The sequence below is a fragment of the Candidatus Stoquefichus sp. SB1 genome (assembly GCF_001244545.1).
Lineage (GTDB): Bacteria > Bacillota_I > Bacilli_A > Erysipelotrichales > Coprobacillaceae > Stoquefichus.
The window spans coordinates 390,646-416,759 of the sequence record NZ_LN852695.1; the positions used below are offsets into that span (position 1 = coordinate 390,646).

General features: G+C 30.6%; 26 protein-coding genes. 23 read left to right on the forward strand and 3 right to left on the reverse strand.

The features are described from left to right. Positions 1-40: 40 nt before the first annotated feature. Positions 41-544 (forward strand): hypothetical protein, encoded by a 504-nt coding sequence (locus BN1865_RS09975; RefSeq protein WP_050637110.1) that lies wholly within the window; start codon positions 41-43, stop codon positions 542-544. Here BN1865_RS09975 and BN1865_RS18060 read toward each other — a convergent pair. Next, complete coding sequence (locus BN1865_RS18060; RefSeq protein WP_082189964.1) at positions 538-1,203, reverse strand: cyclic nucleotide-binding domain-containing protein; 666 nt, start codon at positions 1,201-1,203, stop codon at positions 538-540. The two genes, BN1865_RS09975 and BN1865_RS18060, sit on opposite strands and share 7 nt — an antisense overlap. A gap of 80 nt (positions 1,204-1,283) precedes the next feature. On the opposite strand from BN1865_RS18060, the gene BN1865_RS09985 reads away from it, so the two are divergent. The 4 genes from BN1865_RS09985 (at position 1,284) to BN1865_RS10000 (ending at position 3,857) form a co-directional block, all read left to right on the forward strand. Next, positions 1,284-1,703, forward strand: a complete 420-nt coding sequence (locus tag BN1865_RS09985; RefSeq protein ID WP_050637111.1) for a DMT family transporter — start codon at positions 1,284-1,286, stop codon at positions 1,701-1,703. Then, on the forward strand, positions 1,700-2,140 hold the full coding sequence (locus BN1865_RS09990) for a DMT family transporter (RefSeq protein WP_050637112.1): 441 nt from the start codon (positions 1,700-1,702) through the stop codon (positions 2,138-2,140). The genes BN1865_RS09985 and BN1865_RS09990 overlap by 4 nt, the downstream gene beginning before the upstream one ends. A gap of 83 nt (positions 2,141-2,223) precedes the next feature. Then, positions 2,224-2,637, forward strand: a complete 414-nt coding sequence (locus BN1865_RS09995) for a peptide deformylase (RefSeq protein ID WP_050637113.1) — start codon at positions 2,224-2,226, stop codon at positions 2,635-2,637. Positions 2,638-2,654: 17 nt separating this feature from the next. Beyond that, positions 2,655-3,857, forward strand: a complete 1,203-nt coding sequence (locus BN1865_RS10000) for an Nramp family divalent metal transporter (protein WP_050637114.1) — start codon at positions 2,655-2,657, stop codon at positions 3,855-3,857. An 87-nt stretch (positions 3,858-3,944) separates the two neighbouring features. Here the strand turns inward: BN1865_RS10000 and BN1865_RS10005 are convergent, their stop codons facing one another. Further along, complete coding sequence (locus BN1865_RS10005; RefSeq protein ID WP_050637115.1) at positions 3,945-4,613, reverse strand: MurR/RpiR family transcriptional regulator; 669 nt, start codon at positions 4,611-4,613, stop codon at positions 3,945-3,947. A 56-nt stretch (positions 4,614-4,669) separates the two neighbouring features. On the opposite strand from BN1865_RS10005, the gene BN1865_RS10010 reads away from it, so the two are divergent. From BN1865_RS10010 to murB, 4 genes are all read left to right on the forward strand, one after another. After that, positions 4,670-5,281 (forward strand): AAA family ATPase, encoded by a 612-nt coding sequence (locus BN1865_RS10010; RefSeq protein WP_050637116.1) that lies wholly within the window; start codon positions 4,670-4,672, stop codon positions 5,279-5,281. Between the two features lie 17 nt (positions 5,282-5,298). Then, positions 5,299-6,579, forward strand: coding sequence for a PTS sugar transporter subunit IIC (locus tag BN1865_RS10015; protein WP_050637117.1), 1,281 nt, complete (start codon positions 5,299-5,301; stop codon positions 6,577-6,579). A 97-nt stretch (positions 6,580-6,676) separates the two neighbouring features. Continuing rightward, positions 6,677-7,282 carry a uracil-DNA glycosylase family protein gene (locus tag BN1865_RS10020; protein ID WP_232780368.1) on the forward strand — a complete coding sequence of 202 codons (606 nt, stop codon included), beginning with the start codon at positions 6,677-6,679 and terminating at the stop codon, positions 7,280-7,282. 77 nt (positions 7,283-7,359) lie between these two features. Then, on the forward strand, positions 7,360-8,271 hold the full coding sequence (gene murB, locus BN1865_RS10025; protein ID WP_050637118.1) for a UDP-N-acetylmuramate dehydrogenase: 912 nt from the start codon (positions 7,360-7,362) through the stop codon (positions 8,269-8,271). Here the strand turns inward: murB and BN1865_RS10030 are convergent. Then, on the reverse strand, positions 8,266-8,856 hold the full coding sequence (locus tag BN1865_RS10030; RefSeq protein ID WP_050637119.1) for a hypothetical protein: 591 nt from the start codon (positions 8,854-8,856) through the stop codon (positions 8,266-8,268). The genes murB and BN1865_RS10030 overlap by 6 nt on opposite strands. A gap of 159 nt (positions 8,857-9,015) precedes the next feature. Between BN1865_RS10030 and BN1865_RS10035 the strand changes: the two genes are divergently transcribed. From BN1865_RS10035 to BN1865_RS10100, 14 genes are all read left to right on the forward strand, one after another. After that, complete coding sequence (locus BN1865_RS10035) at positions 9,016-9,591, forward strand: SOS response-associated peptidase (RefSeq protein ID WP_050637120.1); 576 nt, start codon at positions 9,016-9,018, stop codon at positions 9,589-9,591. A 67-nt stretch (positions 9,592-9,658) separates the two neighbouring features. Beyond that, complete coding sequence (gene bcp / locus BN1865_RS10040; RefSeq protein ID WP_050637121.1) at positions 9,659-10,111, forward strand: thioredoxin-dependent thiol peroxidase; 453 nt, start codon at positions 9,659-9,661, stop codon at positions 10,109-10,111. A 65-nt stretch (positions 10,112-10,176) separates the two neighbouring features. Continuing rightward, entirely contained in the window at positions 10,177-10,971 is a 795-nt protein-coding gene (locus BN1865_RS10045) for a Cof-type HAD-IIB family hydrolase (RefSeq protein WP_050637122.1), read from the forward strand. Position 10,972: 1 nt separating this feature from the next. Beyond that, a complete protein-coding gene (locus BN1865_RS10050) occupies positions 10,973-11,788 on the forward strand; it encodes an HAD family hydrolase (RefSeq protein ID WP_050637123.1) in 816 nt (271 codons plus the stop codon). Positions 11,789-12,030: 242 nt separating this feature from the next. Continuing rightward, positions 12,031-12,867 (forward strand): PD-(D/E)XK nuclease family transposase, encoded by an 837-nt coding sequence (locus BN1865_RS10055; protein WP_050637124.1) that lies wholly within the window; start codon positions 12,031-12,033, stop codon positions 12,865-12,867. 152 nt (positions 12,868-13,019) lie between these two features. After that, positions 13,020-13,388 carry a YkvA family protein gene (locus BN1865_RS10060; RefSeq protein ID WP_050637125.1) on the forward strand — a complete coding sequence of 123 codons (369 nt, stop codon included), beginning with the start codon at positions 13,020-13,022 and terminating at the stop codon, positions 13,386-13,388. Between the two features lie 15 nt (positions 13,389-13,403). Beyond that, on the forward strand, positions 13,404-14,234 hold the full coding sequence (locus tag BN1865_RS10065) for a histidinol-phosphatase HisJ family protein (protein WP_050637126.1): 831 nt from the start codon (positions 13,404-13,406) through the stop codon (positions 14,232-14,234). A 110-nt stretch (positions 14,235-14,344) separates the two neighbouring features. After that, positions 14,345-14,833 carry a flavodoxin family protein gene (locus BN1865_RS10070; protein WP_050637570.1) on the forward strand — a complete coding sequence of 163 codons (489 nt, stop codon included), beginning with the start codon at positions 14,345-14,347 and terminating at the stop codon, positions 14,831-14,833. Then, positions 14,830-15,465 carry an NADPH-dependent FMN reductase family protein gene (locus BN1865_RS10075; RefSeq protein WP_050637127.1) on the forward strand — a complete coding sequence of 212 codons (636 nt, stop codon included), beginning with the start codon at positions 14,830-14,832 and terminating at the stop codon, positions 15,463-15,465. The genes BN1865_RS10070 and BN1865_RS10075 overlap by 4 nt, the downstream gene beginning before the upstream one ends. A gap of 18 nt (positions 15,466-15,483) precedes the next feature. Beyond that, complete coding sequence (locus tag BN1865_RS10080; protein ID WP_050637128.1) at positions 15,484-15,945, forward strand: hypothetical protein; 462 nt, start codon at positions 15,484-15,486, stop codon at positions 15,943-15,945. Between the two features lie 97 nt (positions 15,946-16,042). Further along, positions 16,043-16,882, forward strand: coding sequence for a MerR family transcriptional regulator (locus BN1865_RS10085; protein WP_050637129.1), 840 nt, complete (start codon positions 16,043-16,045; stop codon positions 16,880-16,882). Next, a complete protein-coding gene (locus BN1865_RS10090) occupies positions 16,869-17,852 on the forward strand; it encodes a serine hydrolase domain-containing protein (protein WP_050637130.1) in 984 nt (327 codons plus the stop codon). The genes BN1865_RS10085 and BN1865_RS10090 overlap by 14 nt, the downstream gene beginning before the upstream one ends. A 280-nt stretch (positions 17,853-18,132) precedes the next feature. Then, positions 18,133-23,895 carry a leucine-rich repeat domain-containing protein gene (locus tag BN1865_RS10095; RefSeq protein WP_050637131.1) on the forward strand — a complete coding sequence of 1,921 codons (5,763 nt, stop codon included), beginning with the start codon at positions 18,133-18,135 and terminating at the stop codon, positions 23,893-23,895. 268 nt (positions 23,896-24,163) lie between these two features. Next, positions 24,164-26,014 (forward strand): BspA family leucine-rich repeat surface protein, encoded by a 1,851-nt coding sequence (locus BN1865_RS10100; protein ID WP_050637132.1) that lies wholly within the window; start codon positions 24,164-24,166, stop codon positions 26,012-26,014. The last annotated feature ends 100 nt before the right edge of the window (positions 26,015-26,114 follow it).

A 26,114-nucleotide genomic window follows, 5' to 3' on the forward strand; every position in this document is an offset into this window, starting at 1 on the left:
TCATTATTCATTATATAATGAATAATGAGGAGGAAAATGAATGTTTAAATTACAAAAATTATCTATACTTATCATTTCTTTTCTTGTCTTAACAGGTTGCGATGTTTTATATACATCAAATAAGCAGTTAAAGACTTATACTCATAAGTCAGAAAAAGTTCTTTTGATTTGCGATGATTTATATGGAGAATTAGAAGTCATCACAAATATTATCCAATCAAAAGTATCATGTACTCTCTATTCTATTGGTGATTATCAAAAACCAGACATGAATCAATATGATATTATTCTTATTGGAACAACACCAATAGAAGATGAACCAAGTGTTGAAATGATAGATTTTTTAAATCAAATGAGTTTAAAAAATCAGAAAGTCTCTACATATTGGATTGGTGCAATGAACAATCAAATTTATGAATCACATATAAAACAATATATAAAAAGCAATAACATACTCCCTGGACTTGGTTTTAATAATGATGAAATATCAGAAAAAGAATTAATAACTTATTTTATATACGAATGGTTATTGATGATTTATTGATGTAAGAAATATAAATCCTGGCTAAGCTGTTGTAATGATGATACATCTAATATCTGATAACAGCTTCTTTTTCTTTTACTAATATACTGTTTTTGACAAAAATTATTAAGCACACGTTGTAATTGGCGATAACTACAGCCAATCATTTCAGCTACCAATACAAAATTATCTTCAATCATCATATCATCTTGACAGGCAATTAAATAAGATGCCAATCTATTTTTAACAGGATAATTCATAGAAATAGAAGAATTATGATTAGTATTATATAACTTACAAGAGATTGTTTGAGCAAGATAACGCATAAAAATGGGGTCATTAAAAAGCTCATTTTTGTAAAGTTCAATCGATATACTTAAACAATATATATCATCTATTGCATAGATATCATTAATAACATCACGATTATTTAAGAACTCGACTTCTCCTAGAATATAAATAGGATAAGCAAAACAATTTAAAACCGTAGAACCATTAGCAGTTGTATGACTTACTTTTAATTTTCCTTTCACTAAAATATATAAGTAATCTAATCTTTGACCTTGTCTTAAAAGATATTGTCCTTTAGAAAATGAAACAAATTCAAAATATTGATAATTCATTTCACTCATCACATGATTATCTTTAAGCATTTTTATGTAATTATCTTTTAGATTCATAATATCACCGCCTATAATATGACATATGTCCTATTATAAAGCAAGACTTATTGTTTATAATGCCATAGGAGGTTGATATAATGATAATTTTACTAGCGATATTAAGTGGAATGATTATTACAATAATGAATGTTTTTAATGGACAGTTATCTTTTTATTATGGTGAATATTTAGCGATAGTTATTATTCATTTGATTGGTTTGATAACATTGATATTGATTTTAATCATTAAAAAAGAAAAAATAACATTTCAAAATAGGATTCCTTTGATCTTATATAGTGGAGGAATGATTGGTGTTTTTACAGTACTTTTTAATGTTATGACAGTTCAATCATTAGGAGCATCTTTATTAACTGTTCTTGGATTATTAGGACAAATGATAACTTCTATTATCTTAGAATATAATGGCTGGTTAGGAATTGCTCAATCAAAACTTAACAGCAAACAGTTGATGAGTTTAATGATTATCATCATTGGAATTGGAGTGATGATGTTATGATCGCGATTATATGTGCTATAATGGCAGGCGTAACAATTGTTCTGAGTCGAACAGTGAATGGCTATTTAGGACAAAGAATAGGTGTTTATCAGAGTACGTTCTTTAATTATTTTACGGGACTGTTATTGAGTATCGTTGTTTTATTATGGATGGGAATATCTACAGTAGGATATGATTTTACATTATTTTATAAGCAACCCACTATCATGATTGGTGGAATCATAGGGGTTTTTAATATCCTTATTCTTAATCTGATTGTGTCTAAAATTTCTCCAGTTCAACTTACATTAGTCTGTTTTATTGCTCAATTAACAACAGGAATTATCTTAGATTATTATATTTATGATATCTTTTCAATCAATAAATTAATCGGCTGTTTCATTGTGATTATGGGATTGTTTATGTATCAGCGAGCAGATAAAAATAGTCATTTCTAAGATAATAATTATCAGAAGATATGTTATAATAATAAAAACTGACTATTATTGTTCGTGTTGTCAAAAATGAAAAGGAGAAAATAATGATTAGAGAAATTATTAAGGATCAATTTTTATTATGTCGAAAGTCAAGTGATGCGACAGTTGATGATTTATATATTATTGATGATTTAAAGGATACAATGAATGCATATCAGGAAAGTTGTGTTGGCATGGCTGCTAATATGATTAATGAATTAAAGAGAATTATTGCAGTTAAAGAAAATGATGATATTCTTGTTTTGATTAATCCAGTTATTATTAAAACAGCTGGACATTATTATGAAACTGAAGAAGGTTGTTTGTGCCATGAGGGAACTCAAAAGACAAAAAGATATGAAAAGATTAAAGTACAGTACCATGATGATAAATTTAAAATGAAGATAAAAACATTTAGTGGTTTGACTGCTCAAATTATTCAACATGAGATTGATCATTGTAATGGTATTTTGATTTAATAAAGGAATGATAAATCATGAAATTGATGAATAGATTAAAGAATATTGGTCCTGGTGCACTTGTTGCTGCAGCATTTATTGGCCCTGGAACAATCACAGTTTGTTCAAGCTCAGGAGCAAGTTATGGGTATACATTATTGTGGGTTCTACTATTTTCCACTATAGCAACCATTATGTTTCAGGAAATGGCAGCAAGACTAGGAATTGTTACAGGACAAGGTCTAGGTGAGAATATCAGAGAGCGAATGACTCAAAAAGTCATAAAGATCCTGATGATAAGCATTGTTGTGCTTGCTATTTTTGTAGGAAATATTGCTTATGAAACAGGGAATTTAACAGGTGGAGCAATGGGATTAACAAGTTTGCTGCCATCAGTTTCTTTGCAGACAATAGCGCTTGTTATGGGAATGGGAGCGATTGTGTTATTATATTCAGGGAGTTACCGATATATAGAGAAGTTTTTAACAGGTTTGGTTTTGGTGATGGCATTTGCTTTCATTTTAACAACTATCTTATCCCGACCTAATCTTTATGAGATATTTCAAGGCTTTATTCCAAGTTTTCATAATGTGGACTGGTTAAGTGTTGTTGGATTAATTGGAACAACGGTTGTTCCCTATAATCTATTTTTACATTCTTCTAGTGCTGCCCAGCGATGGCAAAATAAAGAAGATATACATAATGCTAGAATAGATACAATTTTATCTATTGGACTTGGTGGGATTGTTTCTATGTGTATTGTAACTGTTGCAGCTACAAACTGTGCTGGTTTAGACATTCAAAGTGGTGGTGATTTAGCCCAGGCTTTACAACCTGTACTAGGTGATTTTGCAACTGTTTTAGTAAGTATTGGATTATTTGCTGCTGGGTTAACTTCAACTATTACAGCACCTTTAGCAGCAGCTTATGCAATCAGTGGCATTCTAGGCTGGAAATTGGATATGAAATCTCATAAATTTCGTTTGGTCTGGTTTATTGTTATTGTATTTGGAATGTTTTTAACGGCTATCAATCAGTCTACACCAACGCAGTTGATATTGATTGCCCAGGGGGCGAATGCTATTATCTTACCAATTATGGCAATCTTTTTAATGATTTGTATGAATGATCAGAAGTTGGGGCAATATCGTAATGGAAAGTTCAGTAATGCAATGGGAGTGATTGTGCTGTTTGTCACAATCTTGATATGTATTAAAAATATATTAGGTATTTTGGGATAAGAAAACATGTTATAAATTTCATAACATGTTTTTTTGTTGATAAAATCAATATAAATTATTTGTCGTTATTTGTATAATGAAGTTGGCTTAAGGGAATAGTAAAGTTTCAAAAGCAATAATCGTTTCACCAAAGAAAGTATTACTACGATTTAAATCATGTGAAAAAGAATCATATTGACCAATTAATATGGGAAGTGTGGAATACTTAAAAATAGGGGAATCTTGATTACCAATGAAACTAATAATTGAAACATGATTCTGATGAGCAGTTTCAACTATCTCATTTAAGCGTGGTGTTTTTCCAGAATATGAGATAACAATTAAGATAGTGTCCTGGTTAAAGATTTGACTAAACATTTCCATATGGACAACACACATTGACTGATAATTAAGTAATGTTAAACGTTGTTGCATATATTCTGCAATGGGTGCAGAAAAACCAAGACCAAAAACAACAATTCTTTTTTGTTTATCTTCAAGCAAATGAGAAAACTGAGCTTGATACTCATGATAGCGATGCTTAAAATCGTTAGATGTATCCTTGGTAGATGTCAGGTGATAAATCATATCACTATATCCTTCAAAACCAAACTTATTACAAAGTTTATAAATGGTTGAAGTACTTGTATAGTTATCTTTTGCCATTTGACGTATACCAATTGACTTTAATTCCTCAATATGTTCTTTCATATAGGCAACTATTTGTAATTCTAAGTCATTAAGTTCATATTTCTCTGATAAATGCACAATATTCATGAGAATTCACCTCCTAGCACAATTATGTCATAGAAAAAAGAAAGGGGCAAGAAATTATGGCAAAAACAATGTATGATCCATGGTCAAAAATTACAACAAGAAATGGTTATGCTGGTGATGAAGTGATTTCAGCATTACAAAAATCAATCCGTCGAGGATTAGAAGAACAGGCATGTATGTTTGCTTATGAACTTTATGTTTCCTCTCCACAATTAGAAGAAAAATTATGGCGCAGATTATTAACAATTTCAGTTGAAGATATCGGTATGGGAAATCCTATGGCAGCTATCATGGTGAATAATTTATATCGAATGAGTAGAGAATTTGATTATTCTGATGGTGATAGATCTATCTATTTTATTCATGCAATTCGTTATATGTGTCAATCTGAAAAAGATCGTTCAAGTGATTTATTAAAGAATATCTGTATTAAATCTTTTGCGATGGGAAAATTTCCAGAAGTTCCTGATTACGCATTAGATAAACATACACAACGTGGGCAGGCAATGGGGAGAGATTCTTTTCATTTCTTAAATGAAGCCAGTCAAGTGATTCCACAAAAAGAAGTAGATAATGATTATAAAGAAAGATATGCAAAGATCTTAGAAGAATATGATCCAGAAAATGTTGTTGATTCAGCATTTCAATTTAATGGATGGCAATTTTAATATAAGGGAGAAAGAGAATGATTAGTGGTTTAGAGAGATTATTAGCACCATTTGCTAATAAATTAGGGAATCAAAGACATCTACAAGCTATTTCTAATGGAATGATGATGTCATTAGCTTTAATTGTGGTGGGTTCTATTTTCTTAATTGTAGCCAATCCCCCAATTAATTTAGATCTTGTTGATTTAAATACAGGTAATATATTTTTAAAAGCGTTAATTGGATGGAAGCAATGGGCAGTTGCTAATTATAATACAATTACAATTCCGTATACAATGACAATGGGACTCATTGGTTTAGTGACATCATTTGGAGTGAGTTATTGTTTAGCTGAAAGTTATAAAATGAAAGCAGCTATTAATGGAATTATTTCAATGTGTGTCTTTTTAATGATTGCAGCACCTGTTAATGATGGACAATTATCAATGGCTTTCTTAGGTGCTGATGGTTTATTTGTTGCTTTAATTATTGGATTATTATCAGTTGAAATTTGTCGTGTTGTTGGAAATAAAGTTGTCTTTACATTTCCTGAGAGTGTGCCTACAGCAGTTACAAACTTCGTGAATTCATTATTGCCATTAGCTGCTAATATTATCATTATTTATGGATTAAATTTAATAGTTATCGCTTTTTCTCATCAAGCTTTACCTGAGTTAATTATGAGTATTTTAACACCAGCAATTTCTGGAGTAGATAATGTCTGGGCATTTATGGGTATTTTTGCTTTTTCAAATATTTTATGGTTATTTGGAATTAATGGTTCTTCAATTATTTTCCCTATTGTTTTTACTTTAGGATTAACAAATTCAGGATTGAATGCTGATTTAGTTAATAGTGGAAATGCAGCAGAACATGTCATGAATTTACAGATGTATCGTTATGCCGTATTGGGCGGTGGAGGAAATACATTAGGATTAGTTTTATTAATGTGTTTTTCACATGTTAAACATTTAAGATCTATTGGTCGATTAAGTGTTATTCCAGGAATTTGTGGAATTAATGAACCTGTTATTTTTGGTGGACCTATTGTCTTAAATCCTATTTTAGCTATTCCATTTGTATTAATGCCATGTATTTCAATAGGTTTAGGAGCATTAGTTCAAAATAGTGGACTTGTCAGTATGGGATATATTATAGATCCATCATTTACACCGTTTTTCGCTCAAGGATTTTTATCAGCATTAGATTTTAGAAATGTGATTTTTATGTGTGTATTGGTTGCTATAAGTGTAGCTGTTTATTATCCTTTCTTTAAAGTTTATGAAAAATCAATAGATGAAAAAGAAGATCAAGAATAAGTTATTATAGAAGATTTCATATGATGATATGAAATCTTTTTCGTTACAGTTGTTCAGAATTTCTATTTTGGGTTATAATTATAAAAAGGTGATGAACATGAATGAATTTGAAAAATTAAAACGAGATATATTAACATGTCAGGCTTGTCAGGATATTATCCCTTATGCACCACGACCTATCTTTCAAGGACAACAAGATTCCTTCATTATGCAAATTAGCCAGGCCCCATCAAGAAAAGTAATGGAAACTGGATTACCTTTCAATGATGTGAGTGGGGAAAAGCTAAGAAATGAATGGTATCAGATAACATCAGAACAATTCTATAACCCGCAATATTTCTACATCACTTCGATTGGTAGATGTTTTCCTGGCAAAGCCAAAACAGGTGATAATCCACCATCATTTCAATGTGCACAACGCTTTTTAAAGAAAGAATTAGAAGTTGTTCAACCACAAATTTATATTTTAATTGGAAGTTATGCAGCAAAATTCTTCTATCCTGATTTAACATTAGAAGAATTAATTTTTAATGATCATAATTATTTAGGAAAACCATTATTTGTCTTACCACATCCTTCACCACTTAATCGAAAGTGGTTAAAAGACCATCCTGATTTTGAAAACAAAAGAATTATTGAGATTCGCAAACAGATTCATCATATCTTGCAGCAATCACAAACATTTCCTATAGATTCTGATTGAAAGCAAGCATAAAACTTGTAAAAAATCATAAAATATTGTTATAGTGGAGCTAGGTGAAAAGTGATGGTGATAGATGAATGATTAAAAATGATCTTGAAAAATATCAAGTGAAATATCAAGAGAATGCTGTTTTAAAAGAATATACGACTTTACATATTGGTGGAGAGGCTGATTATATTGTTTTTCCTAATTCTATATCACAAATCCAAATATGTGTAACTTTGTTTAAAAAATATCAGATTCCTTATACTGTCTTAGGAAAAGGAAGTAATGTTTTAGTATTAGATGAGGGATATCGAGGAGGTATTATTCTTTTGGATGATAACTTTTCAGATATTGAAATGATGGATAAAACACATGTTAAGGTCCAAGCAGGAATGACGTTAAAAGGATTATGTCAGTTTTGTTTAACTCAGCAGCTTACAGGATTAGAGTTTGCCTGTGGAATTCCTGGGAGTGTAGGTGGCGCTGTCTATATGAATGCAGGGGCATATGGCGGTGAAATGAAAGATGTTGTTGAAAGTGTCATTTTTTTAGATGAACATAATACAATCAAATGTTTAAGTGGGGAGCAACTTTGTTTTCATTATCGACAAAGTTATTTTTCACAAAATCAAAGTATTATTCTAGAAGTGATTTATCGTTTAGAAATAGGTAATTTTCAACATATAGAAAAGAAAATGACTGAATTAATGAATCTCAGATATCAAAAACAGCCAATGGAAAATTATAGTGCAGGAAGTACTTTTAAACGTCCTAAAGGACATTATGCTTCAGCATTAATTAAATATTGTCAACTTCAGGGATTCAGTATTGGAGATGCTGAAGTTTCTAAAAAACATGCTGGTTTTTTAATTAATAAAGCAAATGCAACAAGTAAAGATTTTCTAACTCTTATGCATTATGTTCAAAAAGAAGTTTATGAGCAGACAGGTTATTTATTAGAAAGTGAAGTACAGATTTTAAATCATCAAGAAAAGACCTTATGAGGTCTTAGGTAAAATAATCTTTCTTCTTTTTTTAGCACATGTCTGATCATAGATGAGAGATTCAATATTCATAGCAATTAATTCACTTTTATGAAAAGAAGTAGAAGTGAGTTTTTTTGTTATATAATCAAAACAATAAATATTTGTAATACAATTAATAAAAATGTATCTATAGAAAAAAGATGAAAAATCTAAAGATTGTAAATATATATAAAGTTCACTTTGTTGAATATTATGACAATGAGAAAAGATATAAAGACCATTAGAATGATATTGTTCATAATTTTTACTTTTGTCTATTTTACGAAGAATCGCATTATTGATTTTCTCAATAACATGAGGGATATTATCATTTTGATGATCAAAAGGATTCATATCCAAAAGAGCATATAATGGTTTTTTCATATCAGCGACAGCTTCTTCAGGAGTAATTGCCTGAGTCACTTCAATACCAAAATCCAAAATAGGAATCCGTAAATCAGGTTTATCTGATTGAATAATTTCATGTTCATTGACATGAAGAATCTTTGTTAATGTTAAAGCAGCATATTTTTCAAAATAGTTTTTACTATACGTTTCACTCATATTCAACACATCCTTATATCTATTATACAAGGAAATCATCAAAATGTTGACAATAAAAAGATATCTTTTAAAATTGTATGAATAGAGAAGAAATGTTTCATATATGATATGATTAAGAAAAGAAGAGGTTGTTTATAATAAATATAGGAGGTTATATATATGTGTGGAAGATATTACTTTGATGGTGAAACCTATCAATTGGTTGGAAATATTGTTCAAGATAATCAGGTTGAATATGATGATATCAAGTGTGATTTTAATCCAGGTGAAAATATTCCTGTTATTTTATTTGAAGATGAAAAATTTGTTTTAAAACCTATGAAATGGGGATATTCAATCAATACAAGTTCTCAAAGAGTGATTAATGCACGTTGTGAAACATTGCTAGAAAAACCAATGTTTTCACATGATGCAAGAGAGCATCGCTGTCTTATCCCAGCAAAAGGGTTCTATGAATGGGATACTCATAAACATAAGTTTGCAGTTGAATCACCAAATAATCAATATCTACTGATGGCTGGAATTTATCGTGTCAAAGAAAATGAAGTGACGATTATTACAACAGCTGCTAATGATGCCATTAAACCTATTCACTCTCGTATGCCCTTAATCATTTTAGAAGAAGATATCCAAAGATGGTTATTAGATGAACATTATTTAGAAATGTTTTTAGCTTCATCAGGAGAAGACTTAAATATTGTTTCAGGACAAATGCAGCAATCATTATTTGAATAAAAGATAGGCATTATATTTGCATTTTGATTTTTAAAACAGTATGATACTTACAAAGGAGCGTGATTGTATGTTAGAAGTAGGCACAAAGGCACCTGATTTTACATTATTAAATCAAAATGGTGAAAGTGTTTCTTTAAGTGATTATCAAGGGAAAAAGGTGATTTTGTATTTCTATCCTAAAGATAATACACCAGGATGTACAAAACAAGCATGTGGATTTGCTGAAAATTACCCACAATTTCAAGAAAAAGATGCAGTCATCTTAGGTGTTAGTAAAGATTCAGTGAAATCACATAAGAAGTTTGAAGAAAAATATCAATTACCATTTCAATTATTATCTGATCCTGAAAAATCAGTCATTGAAACTTATGATGTTTTCAAAGAAAAAAACATGTATGGTAAAAAGGTTATGGGTGTTGTAAGAACAACTTATCTTATTAATGAAGAAGGAATTATTGAAAAAGCTTTTGATAAGGTCAAAGCAGCTGAAAATCCTAACCAGATGTTAAATGAATTATAGACCAAATAGGTCTTTTTCTTTTGGTGTGTTTGGGGTATACTAAGAAAAAATGAGGTGGGAATGTCGTGATTAAATTAATAGCAACTGATATGGATGGAACATTTTTAGATTCACAAAAAAACTTTGATAAAGAGTTTATTGATTTATTTTATAAGATGAAAGAAAAAAAGATAAAATTTGTAATAGCAAGTGGAAATCAATATTATCGTTTATATCAAAAGTTTCTTCCATTAAGTGAACAAATGTATTTTATAGCTGAAAATGGAAGTTATATAGCACAAGGAGCAACAGAACTTTGTTGTGATATTATCCAACCAAAAACTGTTGAAAAGTTAAAATATATTTTATCTAAAGAATCTAGAATTTTTGTTGTATTGTGTGGTAAAAAAGGAGCTTATATTCTTAAAGATTATTTTGCCTATCGTCAGGAAATAAAAAAATATTATTGTGCTTATGCTTTTATTAATTCTTTTGATGAAATTGATGATGATATTATGAAGATTGCTATTTATGATATGGAACATCATATTGAACAAATTATTGAACCTATTCAAAAACAATTACCAGACGATGTTAAAGTTGTAACTTCTGGTAATGAATGGATGGATATTCAAAATAAGAATATAAACAAAGGGGTAGCAATTAAATACTTACAACTGCTTTATAAAATAACATCTCAAGAATGTGCGGCTTTTGGAGATCAGATGAATGACTACGAAATGCTACAAGAGGTTAAATATGCTTTTGCAATGAGTAATGCAGTGAAACCAATTCAAGATATTGCTTATGAAGTTATTGGTTCACATGATGAACAAAGTGTTATTGCAAAAATAAAAGAATTGCTAAATGAGGAGTTATAGAATGAAGAATTTAAAAGTGATAGCAATGGATATGGATGGGACATTACTCACAGCTAATCAGGAAATCTTACCTTATACAAAAGAAGTTCTCATGAAGTTACAAAAAAGAGGTATTTCATTAGTGCTTGCTAGTGGGAGAGATATTGATAGTTTAAAGAAAATTGGTCAGAAATTAAATTTGTCTGATTATTCTCAAAATGGTTATATTTGTTTAAATGGTTTGGAAATATATGATGCAAAAGGGAATCAATTGCATCAAGAGAAAAAACTTCAATTTGAAGATGCAAGTGTTTTAGCAAACCTTGCGAAAACACATCATATAGATATGATTCTTTTCTTTGAAGAATGTCTTTATATTATGGATTTTGGTGAAACTGGTATAACAGAACATCATTTCATGAGTTCAAAAAAATATAAAACTAGAGATATTTCACAAATTCCCTCATCACTATTTAAAGATTTAAGAAAAGTTGCTTTTATTCAAAAAGAAACACTTATTAATGAAGTTATACCAATTTTACAGAAAGACTACAATCATCAATTTGATATTTGTAAAGTAGAACCTGATTGGGTAGAAATCAATCCTTATGGCATGAATAAAGGAACTGCATTAATGAAATATGCTAAAATCAAAAATATTTCAACTCAACATGTATTAGCTTTTGGTAATGGAGAAAATGATATTTCTATGTTAAAATTAGCAGGAAAAGGTATAGCAATGGCTAATTCTTTTGAAAATGTAAAAGCTATTGCTGATGATATTTGTGGAGATAATGAACATGATGGAATTGGGATATATCTTCAAGCGTTATTATAATGAGAGATAAAGGCTTGTATGCATTCTTAATAGGAATTGCAGCAAGTCTTTTTTTGTTCAATAGAATGTATATGAGTGAGTACATTTTCAAAAATGATTAACTTTTTTTGAATAAAAAAAGAAAAATGAACTTTTTTTGTGTATATATAAGTATAGGGATCTTTTGAATGGATATTTACTTTAAGCAATTATTATGGTATATTGTTATTAGATTCCTTATATCAATATAAGGAGGTTATGTAATGAGTTTTTTGATTTGTGAAAACAGTACTGATTATCTTGATTCCATTGCTAGACTGAGGTTGATGGATGATGACTTCATGAGGATTGTCTTTAAGGATGAGGATGTTGTCAGACAGTTTCTTGAAATTATCCTTGAAAGGAAAGTTGATATTATTGAATGTCATGCTCAGTATGATATCAATAATATTCTGGGTAGATCTATCAGTATTGATGTACTTGTCAGAGATGGTGATGACTATATCAACATTGAAGTACAGAGAGATACCAAAGGAGCGCATCCTAAAAGAGCGAGGTTTCATGGAAGCCTAATAGATGCGAATACATCGTTTCCCAATGAACAATGGGATGAGTTACCTAATGTCATTATTATCTTTATAACAGAGACAGATGTATTGGGATATGGATTACCAATCTATCACAGTCGTTATAGAATTGATGAGAATAACGAGAGACTTGATGAAGGAACTGAGATTATCTATGTGAATGCAAGCATTCAGGAGGATACAGCACTAGGGAGATTAATGCATGATATGTTCTGTACTGATCCAAAAGATATTCATTATGAGTTTCTAAGAAAGAGAGTAAGATATTACAAAGAAAATGAAGGAGGGAAAAGAAAGATGTGTGAGATATGGGAAGAAATCAGAAGAAAAGGAATCATTGAGGGAGAAGCAAGAGGAAAAGCTATTGGAGAAGCGAACGGAGAGATCAAAGGAATCCTGAAATCAATTCACAAACTTATAGCTAAAAATGGGTATACATTAAAAGAAGCATTAGATTTCTTAGATATTCCTGAAGATGAACAATCTAAGTACATAGAAAAATTCATTTCATAATAAAATTGGACAAATTAATTTTGTCCAATTTTATGTTATGGATAATAAGTTATAATTTTAAAAGTTATGAAATAATTCCAAATAGAAAAATCAATTGTGAACGTGTGAGGAATATAGTACTATAGATGTAAGGAAAGGAAGGAATAAGAAATATGCATATAAAAGAGAGCGTTCAAAAACTAAAAGCTGATATTCCGGTTGTCTATCTAGTGCTTAAAGATAAAGAGACGCCATTTTTTGCAAAGTTATTAGCAGGTATAACAGTTGTTTATGCTCTTTCACCTATTGATCTTATTCCTGATTTTATACCTGTTCTTGGATATTTAGATGATGTTATTATCTTACCTTTTTTTATTATTTGTACTATAAAACTGATTCCTAAAGAAATATGGCAAAGAAATCAATTATTAGCTATTGATATGTGGAAAGATGGTAAACCTAAGAAATGGTATTATGCTATTCCAATTATTGTGATATGGTTATTTGTAATAGGATTGATTGTAAAAATAATATGGTTGTAGGAAAAGGAGAATAATATGTATATTGATTATCATGTTCATACTCGTTATAGTGATGATTCTAGCTATATGATGGAGGATGTTATAAAGGATGCTATTGAAAAAGGAATAGAAGAAATTTGTATAACTGATCATGTTGATTATGGAATAAAGTATGATTGGGATGAAGTAGAAACAATGGTTTATCGTGATGGTATGCCCCTTGCGAATGTTGATTATGTTAACTGGGAAAAGGAGTTAAAGTCTCTTCAAGAAAAATATAAGGGACAAATCAATATAAAGATGGGAATGGAGTTTGGTATGCAGGTACATACCATTGATAGATATCAACAATTGTTTCATCGTTATCCATTTGATTTTATTATTTTATCGGTTCATCAGGTTGAAGATCAAGAATTTTGGACTCAAGATTTTCAAAAGGGAAGGACTCAACAAGAATATATAGAAAGATATTATCAGGAATTAGAAAATCTAGTGACTCTATATAAGGATTATAGTGTTTTAGGGCATATGGATTTAATTGTACGCTATGATGAAAATGGTCTTTATCCATTTGATCAAATAAAACCAATGATTCAAAAGATATTAAACATTGTGATTAAAGATGAAAAAGGGATTGAAGTGAATACTTCATATCATCGTTATGGTTTAAATGATATGACACCTAGTCGTGATATTTTAAAATTATATAGAGATCTTGGAGGAAAAATCATAACAATAGGTAGTGATTCTCATAAAAAAGAACATTTAGGGGCATATATTCAAAGTGCAAAAGATGAATTAAAAAAATTAGGATTTGAATATTATTGTACATATGAACAAATGAAACCTATATTTCATCGATTATAGAGACTTTATTTTGATTTGTTTGGCTTTTGACCTATTATTTTATGCATTTGACCTTGTTTTCATAGATAATAAATAGGGGATTGCTTATAATGGTCAAAAGAGGTGTAAAAATGAAATTAATTATTACAGATATCAACGATTTTCATATTCCTATAAAAGGTGAATATGAGATTATAAAACCAAAAGATCATATTCAAAATTGTATTGGTTGTTTTGGATGTTGGGTTAAAACACCAGGAAAATGTGTTATTCATGATGGCTTTGAAAAGACAGGGATTTTCATGAGTCAGTGTACAGAACTGATTTTGATTAGTCAATGTAGTTATGGTTGTGTCAGTCCTTTTGTAAAAATGGTACAAGATAGAGCTATTTCATATATTCATCCAGATTTTGTTATTCGTCAGGGAGAAATGCATCATAAACGTCGATATTCTAATATTATTTCGCTTTCAGCTTATTTTTATGGAGAAAATATGACAGATAGTGAAAAAGAAACTGCTACTCATTATATCAAGGCAAATGCTGTTAATTATGATGGAGTTGTTAAAAATGTATCTTTTTATCAATCAATAAAAGATTTAAAGGAGATTGTTTTATGAAAATAGCACTGATAAATGGAAGCCCTAAGATTAAGGAAAGTACAAGTGGATTGTTGCTTAAAGATGTTAAATCTTATATTGGAGAAAGGGCAGAAGTGTTAGAAATAGCTTTGCATAAACCTATCATATCTGATCAAACTATAGAAGAACTAAAAACGGTAGATGTCTTTATCTTTTCGTGTCCTTTATATGTAGATGGAATTCCAGGACATTTGTTATCATGTCTTTGTCAGTTAGAAAAAGAAGATTGGCAGGATTGTCAAATATCCATTTATGGTATCGTGAATTGCGGTTTCTATGAAGGTGAACAAGCCAAAATTGCATTACAGATTTTAAAGAATTGGACACATAAATTAAATTTTGATTGGGGAGACGGTCTTGGTATTGGAGGCGGTGGTGCACTTATGCAGATGCCAGCGACTCAAAAGAATCATGGACCAAAAGCTCCTGTTGATAAAGCTCTACAAACTTTAGCTGAAACAATCTTTCAAGGGAATAGTCAGGAGAATCAATATGTATCAATTGCTTTTCCAAGATTCTTATATAGAATAGCTGCTCAAACAGGATGGCGACAATTAATCAGAAGTAATGGAGGAAAAATTAAGGATTTAGCTAAACAATGGAATGAATGAGTTATAGGGAGGATGAATATGTTAACAAAACCACTTCATGGTTGGACTGATTTTAGTCTTGAAGGTACAGCATCATATGGATTAAGTTATTTGGATGATATTGCATTTGAATGGGTAGAACAGGCAATACATGGATTAGAAACATTACTGCCGTTTTGTGTAAAAGGTTTTCTTGAACCAGGACGACTTATATGTAATGTAAGTTATTGGAATTGTTATATTATTATTGAAAGTGATGAGAGATATCCTTTACAAAAAGAAAATATTGCTTATATATATTCACATACAAGTATGTTAGAATTTTGTAAGTATCTCTATATGGATATTTCTAATTATATTGATGAGTGGGTATCATTTGTAGATTATTGTGATGATAATCTAGAGGAAAAAAGACAAAAATTAATAAGTCAAATAGAAAAATTAAAAAGATTAATTGATGAAAAAGAAGAATATTTTGATCAAAATCATGGTTTTCTTTAAATGACAACAAGGGTATAAGATATGCATCTTATACTTTTTTGTTGACTTTATCCTAAGGGAAAGGTGTAAGATGTTTATGAAGAAAGGGAGGAACAATATGTTATCAATTGGAGAGTTTTCAAATATATGTAAAGTATCTACAAAAACATTACGTTATTATGCAGATATAGGATTGATATTACCAGTAGAAATTAATCCAGAAAATGGATATCGATATTATTCTATTGATCAGTTAGAGACAATGTTATTCATTAATCGTTTAAAATCATATCATTTTTCATTAACTGAAATTAAAAATATTTTAGAATTAAATGAATCAAAAGAAACAGTTCTTTATATGACTTTAAATCAAAAGAAAAAAGAAATAGAAAAACAATTACAAAAATATGAAACAAACTTAAAACAAATAGAAGAAGATATGTATAATCTAAAAGAAGGAAAAAGTATTATGTCTTTTTTAGAAAAGATAGATGTTCAATGTATAAATGTATCTCCTATATCTATTTTAAGTATCCGTAAAATGGTATCTGAAAATCAATTCCCTCAAGAATATCAACATTGTTTCAATGAACTCTTACAAAGAATGAAAGAAGATAATCTAACAATGGTTGATGCTCCACTTGTTCTTTTTCATAGTGATGAATTTACACCATTAGGATTAGATACTGAATTTGCTATTCCAATTAAAGAAAATGGATCAGGAAGCAGAGTCTTTGAGCCAGGATTATGTTTAAAAACAATTCTCTATGGTTCTTATTTAGGACTGCCAGCAGTTTACACAAGACAAAGAGAATGGGCACAACAACATGGATATGAAAGTAGTAATGCTGTTTTTGAAGTTTATATTAATGATCCTCATGATGTTCAAAATGAAAATGATTTAATTACAGAAATCTATTATCCAATAAGAAAGAGAGAATCCTATGAATCAAGATAAAATAAAAGAATTAGAAGAGAAAATAAATGAAGAATACAATAATACTGTAGGTATTGTTGTACTTAAAGATCATCAATTACAATATGAACATTACTTTCATGAATATGATCAAAATAATTATGTCCATGTTTATTCAGTTACAAAAAGTATTTTATCTATACTTATAGGAATTGCAATTGACAAAGGATATATCCAAAATGTTCATCAAAAAGTTCTAGATTTCTTTCCCAAATATCAAGTCAAAAAGAAAGAATTAACAATTCAAAATATCACAATAGAACATTTATTAACAATGAGTGCTCCATATAAATATAAAGATTCACCTATATCTTATATAAAATACTTTAAAAGCAAAGACTATTTAAAATCAACTTTAGATTTATTAGGCGGTAAAGATGCGATTGGAAAATTCCGTTATACCCCTATAATTGGACCAGATATTTTATCAGGTATTCTTGTAAAAGCAACTGGTCAATCAGTTTTTGATTTTGCAACTGAAAACTTATTGAAACCTTTAGATATAACAGTTGAAAAAAATATTGTTTTAAAGAGTGCTAAAGAACAAATGGCATTCAATGAATCTACAACAATAAGTGGTTGGGTTACTGATTCACAAGGACTTAATACTGGAGCATGGGGATTAACACTTTCACCAATAGATATGGCAAAGATTGGTCAATTGTATTTAAATGATGGACAATGGGAAGGACAACAAATTGTATCGTCAAAATGGTTGACTGAGAGTACTCAAGAACATAGTGAGTGGGAAGAAAACCATTTAAAATATGGATATCTTTGGTGGATTATTAATGAGGATGAAAGAGCTTGTGCAGCTATGGGAGATGGTGGAAATGTTATTTATTTTAATAAACAAAAGAATTTGGTTGTTTCAATAGCTTCTCTATTTATTCCTGAGGCTAAAGATCGTATAACACTTATTCAAGAATATATTGAACCCCTTTTTGAATGATTAATAAAAGATAACAAAAACAAACAAAGAGATGATAGTAGCAATGTCTATGTATCATCTCTTTTTGTCCGTTGAATATCCTATTTATCAGTGTGCTCCCAAAACTCAATTAAAATGCTTTATAATTGAGTTAGTACAATAATGTACACATTAATTAACGGACTTTTATTTAGCATTAATAGAAGGAGCTATCTAAAATATTTAGGTATTTCCTTTTTTTATGCTCAATTCTTTATATTTTCTAATGTGTACTTTAACAAACTTTGAAGGGAGTGAAAGAATGAAGAATTTAGTAAGTAAGATAATCAGGTTTGAAAAGAAGAATCCTCAATATAAGAAAACAATAACTATTATGTATTGTTTATTATATGTCTTACAGAGAGTCACAGATTTTATGGACTCATTTATCAGACAAGTACAAAGGATAATTCTTAAAAAACAAATTGTATCTTTAGTTTTGACACTTATCTTGGTTATCTCAATGATAACTCAACCTATAAGTGTTTATGCAACTGATACAACAACAAGAAATACATCACCAAGCAATGAAACAAATGGTGATATTCCTATTGATGCAGAGCATTTTCCAGATGATGTATTTAGAGAGTATATATTGAATGACGTTTCTATTAATACAAACGGAGATAAAATCCTATCATCAGCAGAAATTAATTCTGCTACTGATATTGAAATTTTGTTTAAAAAAGATATAAAATCGCTGAAAGGATTGGAATATTTTACAGCGCTTAAAACACTTTACTGTGATGGAACAGGGATTACAGAGCTGGATATCAGCAAGAATGTAGCTTTAGAAGAATTAAGTTGTGGCAGCGTAGGAATTAGAGAAGTGGATATCAGTAAAAATACGGCTTTAAAAGTGATAAGCTTTAGTGGTACCCAAATTGAGGAATTAGATATTAGTCAAAATACCAAATTAAAAAAATTGTGGTGCTACAATACAGGCATTTCTCAACTAGATGTTAGTAAAAATTTCGATTTAGAAGCATTATATTGTGATAGGACGAATCTAGAAAGTCTGAACGTCAATAAAAATCAGAATTTAAAAGTATTGACCTGTTATCAAACAGGAATAGAGACACTTGATGTAACACAAAATACAAATTTAAAGCAATTAGATTGTCATAATACAAAAATCAAAAGTTTAGATGTCAGTAAAAACACTGAATTACAAGAGTTATCTTGTTATAGTACAAAAATCGAAAGTTTAGATGTTAGCAAAAATACAGATTTAACGAAATTGAACTGCAGTATGACCGAAATTGAAAATCTAGATATAAGTAAGAACTCAAAGTTAAAAGAACTGGAGTGCTATTCTATAGCAATAGAGAAATTAGATGTAACACAAAATATAAATTTAGAAGATTTGTCTTGCTATAGTACAAAAATCCAAAGTTTGAATGTTACCCATAACTTAAGTTTAAGAGTACTGGACTGCAGTGATACAGCAATAGAGAAATTAGATGTAACAAAAAATACAAATTTAGAGCAATTATGGTGTTCTTCTACAAAAATCCAAAGTTTGAATGTTATCCAGAACTTAATGTTAAAAGTACTGGACTTCAGTGGTACAGCAATAGAGCAATTAGATGTAACACAAAATATAAATTTAGAAAATTTATATTGCTATAATACAAAAATTGAAAGTCTAGATGTTAGCAAGAATTCGAAACTAAGAGAATTATTATGCTATAATACTTCTCTTGTATACTTGGATATAGGAAATATTTCTTCTTTAAAAAAGATACAAATGCCAACACTATCTTCGATAGAGTTAAAAGAGAAAAACAGTACCTTTAATATTGCAGATAAATTTCCAGGAATTGATCCTCAAAAAATAAATGTAACAAAAGGAGCAAAATATGATTCTAATACTGGCATTGTAAGTGAATATCTTGATAGAACACCCATTGAATATTCTTATGATTGTGGAACTGCTGATGGTAAAGCGATAACATTGAATGTCAAATTGACAATTCTCCAAAAAGAGGAGAGTACCATTAAAATCACTACCAATGATTTGAATAAGACATATGATGGAAAGCCAGTAATTACTCCTAATGTTGAAAAGACAGGGAGTAGTAAAGCCATTACTTATATTTGGAAAAAATGGAATGATCAAACATTCGAATGGGATGAAATTCCAAGTGCTCCGACAGAGGCAGGAGAATACGAATTTCACGCCCATGTAGACGCAGATGACAATTATATCGCAGCAGAAGATTACGTATACTTTGATATTGATAAAGCGGATGGTAGCATTGCCATTGAAACGATTGATGGCAAGACATATGACGGAAATGATTTTAATCATGCACCAGCAATCAAAGAGAAGACAGGAACTGGAAATGTTACTTATACATGGGAAATGAAGAAAGGCAATGACTGGGAAGAAATTGAATCTATTCCTAAGAACGCTGGAGAATATCGTGTAACTGCTATATTGGAAGCTGATGATAATTACAAATCTGCAAAGTCTGAACCTGTAGAATTTGAGATTTCACAGGCATCTAATAGTTGGAAAAAGGCTCTTTCAATAGATAATTGGACTTATAAGGAAGAAGCAAAAGAGCCTAGTTCAGAAGCAAAGTTTGGGGAAGTCACATATACCTACAGCAAGAAAGGCTTAAATCAATATTCAACAACAGTTCCAACAACAGCAGGAGATTGGACAGTCAGGGCAACTGTTGTAGGAACTGATAACTACAAGGGAATGGAAGCAACTAAAGACTTTACCATTTACAAAGCTATAGCGCTTGCCATTACTGAACCTCAAAATCTGAGTGGTGTACAGGATGATAAGCTTTCCACAGTGACATTGCCAGAATATTGGTCATGGGTTGATAAGGATACGGTTTTGAAAGCAACCAATAATGGGTATAAAGCTAGATTGACAGTTGATGATGCAAATTATGACTATACAGGTGTTGCAGGCTACAGTGAAGGTAATCATTATGTTGAAAGAACTTTAAAGGTCGTTGTACCAAAGGTTGAGAATGAATGGACAGTCGATCCTTCAATAGAGAACTGGACATACAATGAAACTGCAAGTACACCTGTAGGTACTGCAAAGCATGGAACTGTTATCTTTACCTATAGTTCAAGCAAGGATGTCGAATTCACTAAGAATAAGCCAACAACTGCTGGAACATGGTATATGAAGGCTTATGTGTCAGCAGATGATGAGTATAAGGAACTCATTAAAGTCATAGAATTCAAGATTTTAAAGGCAGAAAACAGCGGTCTTAAAATCATATCAACAAGTGAAGAATTAACAACTGACTATACTGGCAAGACATATGATAAAACTCCTAAGATCAGTAAACCTGATAATTATACAGGAACAGTGACCTTTAAATGGGAGAAGAAGAAAGCTGATGGCAGTTGGGAAGAGTTACTATCTAAACCTACAGATACTGGTACATATCAAGTTAGTGCTATAGCCAGTGAGGATAACAATTATCAAAAAACAGAATCTGAACCAGTGCAGCTTGAAATCAGAAAAGCTGAGAGTACGATTACAGTTAAGGGAACTTTAGATAAAGCCTATGACAGCAATTCAGTCAGCAATCCAACAATTGACAGGACAGGCAGCAGCAAAACACCAGTCTATACATGGGAAAAGAAGAATGGAAATGACTGGGAAAAACTTGAATCTGCACCTAAGGATGTCGGAGAATATCGTGTCAAAATTGATGTGGCTGAGGATGATAACCACAAGTCAGCAACAGCAACAAAGGAATTTACAATATCACAGGCAACTAATAGCTGGAAAGATGAACTTCAGATAGAGAACTGGATATATGGTGAAGAAGCAAAAAAACCAAGTTCAAAAGCAAAATTTGGTGAAGTCACATATACCTACAGCAAGAAAGGATTAAATCAGTATACTACAACAGTTCCAACAACAGCAGGAGATTGGACAGTTAAGGCAACTGTTGAAGAAACTGATAATTATAAAGAAATAGAAGCGACAGTAGATTTCAAAATTAATAAAGTTAATGGAAAGATCAGCATAACTTCTTCACAGCAGGATCTAAAGAGCATCTATAATGGACAGCCATTCAACAAGACAGTGAATGTAGAAAAGCCTGTTAGTTATACAGGAACAGTCACATTTAAATGGGAAAAACAGATGAATAATAGTTGGGAAGTCTTAACAGACAAGCCAAAAGATGCAGGAACATATCGTGTAACTGCAATAGCTAGTGCTGATAACAATTATAAAGAAGCACTGTCAGAACCTGTACAATTCGAAATTGAAAAGGCAGAGGCACCTATTATTACTGAACCAAAAAATCTAAGTGGTGGAGAAGGTCAGAAACTTTCTACAGTTGCCTTATCAAATGGATGGAAATGGCTAAAGGATGATACAGTCTTAACAGCTGATCAGACAAAGTACCAGGCATATTTGGAAGTTGATGACAGCAATTACGATTATGCAAATACAGATGGCTATAATGAGAGTAAGCATTATGTTGTCAGAGCATTAACAATCATAATCAAGGCTCAAAACGAATGGAAAGTCAGTCCATCAATAGAGAACTGGACATATGGTAAAGAAGCAAACAAACCAAATGCAGAAGCAAAATTTGGAGAAGTTAAATATACTTATAGTGACAAAAAAGATGGTGTCTTTACAGATAAAATTCCTACAGATGCAGGAACATGGTATGTCAAGGCACAAATCAATGAAACAAGTAACTATACAGGATTGGAAGAAGTCAGGGGATTCAATATTGATAAGGCAGAACCAGTGTATACATTGCCAGTCAATCTTAATGCAGTCTATGGACAGACACTAGGAGAGATAGCACTTAATGATGGCTTCGAATGGGTAGAGCCACTTAAAAAGGTAGGAGATGCTGGTGATGTCACAGCAATGCTCAGATATACACCAGATGATTCCAATTATAAGACAGTAACAATTCCAGTTGTTATTAAGGTAAATAGGGCAGAGAATGAATGGATTCATCATCCATCAATAGAGAACTGGATATATGGAGAAGAAGCAAAAGAACCAACTTCAGAAGCAAAGTTTGGAGAAGTCGAATATACATATAGTGACAAAAAAGATGGTGTCTTTACAGATAAAGTTCCTACAGATACTGGAACATGGTATGTCAAGGCACAAGTCAATGAAACAGGTAACTATACAGGATTGGAAGAAGTGAAGGAATTCAATATTAATAAAGCAATCCCAACTGTTGAATTGCCTACGAATCTAAAAGGTGTAGAAGAACAGTTGCTTTCAACAGTTGTCCTGCCAAAAGGTTGGACATGGACTGATGGAGATATTATGCTTAGTGTTCAAAACAGTGGATATAAAGCAAGACTTATTGTTGATGATATAAATTATGACTATACTGGTGTAGAAGGATACAATAAAGAGAATCATTATGTGGAAAGAACATTGAATGTTTCCGTTGCAAGTAAAGAAGCAGGAAGCATACAAAAGGAAGTTAAGAAAGGGAATAATGCACCAGATGTAAAGATACCTATGACTGAAAGTCAACTTGCCAATATTGTTTTAACAGATGATGAAAAGAAGGCAGTAGAAAAAGGCAGTGATATAAAGATTGTTCTGACAGTTGATGATGCTTCAGGACAGATCAGTATCAAGGATAAGACAGTTGTAGAATCAGTGCTGGGAGAAATGAAGATAGGACAGTATCTGGATGTCAGTCTGTTAAAGATCATTGATCATGAAGAAAGCAGGATAAGCCAAACAAGAGGCATTATCAGAATCACAATAGAGATACCAGAAAGCCTAAGGAAGGCAAACAGGGAATTTGTGATGATACGCGTCCATGATGGAGTGGCAACAATTCTAAAGGATTTAGATACTGATGCGAATACAATAACGATTGAGACAGATCAATTCTCTACATATGCTATTGCATATCAGGATAAACAAAGCAATATAGCAGAAACGGAAGATAGAACAGTCATAGGAGGATATATAATTCTTGCTGGGCTATCAGGAATGTTATTGTTCATTAACAGAAAACAAAAAAGGATATAAACATTAATAAAGATAATGTTAAAGAAGAGGTTTATACAGATTAAATCTCTTCTTTTATCCGTTGAATATCCTATTTGTTAAAGCACTCCCAAAACTTAATTAAAATGCTTTATAATTGAGTTAGTACAATAATGTACACATTAGAAAATATGAAGAATTAAGCATAAAAAAAGGAAATACCTAAATATTTTAGATAAATCCTTATATTAATGCTAAATAAAAGTCTGTTAATTAATGTGTACCTTTACGAACAAAAGGAGGGAAACAAATGAAGTATCATTTAAAAGGGAAGTACAGATTAAAAGTGAATGCATTTTTAGTTAAACAGTTTAAGGTATGGTGTAGTCTATTTTTAATTATTGGTAGTTCATCATACATTTTAAAAAATGCTTATGCACAAGAAACTACAACTACACATTGGGACATATCAGATGCATCAAATCCAGGAGCGGTTTCAGCTGATTATGCTGATGGAACACTAACGATTAGTGGTAATGGAACAATGAAAGTTATTTTACCTGATGCTATTTTAAATGATATACCGTGGTATGGTTATAAAGATAATATAACGAAAGTGATTATTGAAGGGAATATTACTGCAACTAATTTACATGGAATGTTTCGAGATTTAACAAACCTCAAAACAATTAAAAATTTAGACAAAATCAATACAAGTCATGTGACGAATATGTCTACTATGTTTTATAATTGCAATTCATTAACTAAATTAGATGTATCCAACTTTGATACAAGCAAAGTAAAAGATATGTCTTCTATGTTTTTTAATTGTAAGGCTTTAACTGAATTGGATGTATCCAACTTTAATACAAGCAAAGTAAAAGACATGTCTTCTATGTTTTATAATTGCCAGTCTTTAAATGAATTAGATGTATCTAACTTTAAAACAAGCAACGTAACCGATATGTATTCTATGTTTTCTAATTGTAAGGCTTTAACTGAATTAGATGTATCCAACTTTAATACAGGCAAAGTGACTAGTATGTTTTATATGTTTTGTAATTGTGAGGCTTTAACTGAATTAAATGTATCTAACTTTGATACAAGCCAAGTGACTGATATGGCTGGTATGTTTTATAATTGTCAGGTAATAAAAAAATTAGATATATCCAACTTTGATACAAGTCAAGTGACTAATGCATTCTTTATGTTTTCTAGTTGTCAATCACTTGTTAATGTTCAAGGGTTAGACATCACTAAAGATAACTGCGATGTTGATTTTATTTTTAGCAACACTCCTCATTTATCTCAAGTTCATGTGAAGACAAAAAAACAGTTAGAAATTCCTTATACTGATAGTAATCATAGATGGTATGATGAAGATGATAAAATCTTAAATGATAATGATAGTGGTACTGCAGCGATTATTCCTATATCTGATGACTATGTGACTTATACATTATCACCAGCTATTACTCATGATATTATGTATGAATTAGATGGTGGAACTTTAGAAAGTAAACAAGATAAATTTGAAATTCTAGAAGGATATGAATTACCTATACCTACAAAGAGTGAATATTTCTTTGATGGATGGTATGACAGTGCAGACTTTGATAGGAAGATTACGAAGATAGAGAAATATACATTAGAAGATAAGACAGTCTATGCTAAATGGACTAAGAAAGCAGAACTACAAGCAAATAACTTTAGTGTGAAGTTATCAAATGAAACCTATACAGGAGTTGAAATAACATATACCATAACATCTTCACTTGAAGGCGTTGGTATACCTCAAGTTAAAAAACTTGAAAAAGATGGTATTGAAATAAATGAAGTTAGAGAAGCAGGTACATATAAAATCACATTTGATGTTGATGAGGGCGAGAAATATCTGGGTGCTACAGGTTTAACTATTGTGTTTACAATAGAAAATAAACCAGTTGTAGAACCTGAGGATCCAACACGACCAAATGATAAACCAATACCACCAGTTAATAAACCAACTATCCCAATTGAAAACTCAACACCATCAACTGATAATTCTCAGAAGATAACAAATGTTGAAACAGGAGATAATAGTTTTATAATATTATATGGTGGGATGGTATTAGTTGGATTAGGAGTAATGATTTATTTAAGAAGAAAAGAGAATGAATAAAAATGTAAAAATAAGGAGTTGCAGCGTATAAATAGTTTTTTAGCTATTGAGAGCGTTGAACTTCTTTTTTTCTTATTGAAAAAAATAAACAAGTATTGAT

Coding starts and splice junctions, on each gene's coding strand:
- murB (WP_050637118.1), top strand. CDS start 7,360: ATGATTAAAAATGATCTTGAAAAATATCAAGTGAAATATCAAGAGAAT.
- BN1865_RS10055 (WP_050637124.1), top strand. CDS start 12,031: ATGAGTTTTTTGATTTGTGAAAACAGTACTGATTATCTTGATTCCATT.
- BN1865_RS10080 (WP_050637128.1), top strand. CDS start 15,484: ATGTTAACAAAACCACTTCATGGTTGGACTGATTTTAGTCTTGAAGGT.
- BN1865_RS10075 (WP_050637127.1), top strand. CDS start 14,830: ATGAAAATAGCACTGATAAATGGAAGCCCTAAGATTAAGGAAAGTACA.
- BN1865_RS18060 (WP_082189964.1), bottom strand. CDS start 1,203: ATGAATCTAAAAGATAATTACATAAAAATGCTTAAAGATAATCATGTG.
- BN1865_RS10035 (WP_050637120.1), top strand. CDS start 9,016: ATGTGTGGAAGATATTACTTTGATGGTGAAACCTATCAATTGGTTGGA.
- BN1865_RS10065 (WP_050637126.1), top strand. CDS start 13,404: ATGTATATTGATTATCATGTTCATACTCGTTATAGTGATGATTCTAGC.
- BN1865_RS10090 (WP_050637130.1), top strand. CDS start 16,869: ATGAATCAAGATAAAATAAAAGAATTAGAAGAGAAAATAAATGAAGAA.
- BN1865_RS10085 (WP_050637129.1), top strand. CDS start 16,043: ATGTTATCAATTGGAGAGTTTTCAAATATATGTAAAGTATCTACAAAA.
- BN1865_RS10015 (WP_050637117.1), top strand. CDS start 5,299: ATGATTAGTGGTTTAGAGAGATTATTAGCACCATTTGCTAATAAATTA.
- BN1865_RS10070 (WP_050637570.1), top strand. CDS start 14,345: ATGAAATTAATTATTACAGATATCAACGATTTTCATATTCCTATAAAA.
- bcp (WP_050637121.1), top strand. CDS start 9,659: ATGTTAGAAGTAGGCACAAAGGCACCTGATTTTACATTATTAAATCAA.
- BN1865_RS10060 (WP_050637125.1), top strand. CDS start 13,020: ATGCATATAAAAGAGAGCGTTCAAAAACTAAAAGCTGATATTCCGGTT.
- BN1865_RS10030 (WP_050637119.1), bottom strand. CDS start 8,856: ATGAGTGAAACGTATAGTAAAAACTATTTTGAAAAATATGCTGCTTTA.
- BN1865_RS10095 (WP_050637131.1), top strand. CDS start 18,133: ATGAAGAATTTAGTAAGTAAGATAATCAGGTTTGAAAAGAAGAATCCT.
- BN1865_RS10005 (WP_050637115.1), bottom strand. CDS start 4,613: ATGAATATTGTGCATTTATCAGAGAAATATGAACTTAATGACTTAGAA.
- BN1865_RS09985 (WP_050637111.1), top strand. CDS start 1,284: ATGATAATTTTACTAGCGATATTAAGTGGAATGATTATTACAATAATG.
- BN1865_RS09975 (WP_050637110.1), top strand. CDS start 41: ATGTTTAAATTACAAAAATTATCTATACTTATCATTTCTTTTCTTGTC.
- BN1865_RS10020 (WP_232780368.1), top strand. CDS start 6,677: ATGAATGAATTTGAAAAATTAAAACGAGATATATTAACATGTCAGGCT.
- BN1865_RS10050 (WP_050637123.1), top strand. CDS start 10,973: ATGAAGAATTTAAAAGTGATAGCAATGGATATGGATGGGACATTACTC.
- BN1865_RS09990 (WP_050637112.1), top strand. CDS start 1,700: ATGATCGCGATTATATGTGCTATAATGGCAGGCGTAACAATTGTTCTG.
- BN1865_RS10000 (WP_050637114.1), top strand. CDS start 2,655: ATGAAATTGATGAATAGATTAAAGAATATTGGTCCTGGTGCACTTGTT.
- BN1865_RS10010 (WP_050637116.1), top strand. CDS start 4,670: ATGGCAAAAACAATGTATGATCCATGGTCAAAAATTACAACAAGAAAT.
- BN1865_RS09995 (WP_050637113.1), top strand. CDS start 2,224: ATGATTAGAGAAATTATTAAGGATCAATTTTTATTATGTCGAAAGTCA.
- BN1865_RS10100 (WP_050637132.1), top strand. CDS start 24,164: ATGAAGTATCATTTAAAAGGGAAGTACAGATTAAAAGTGAATGCATTT.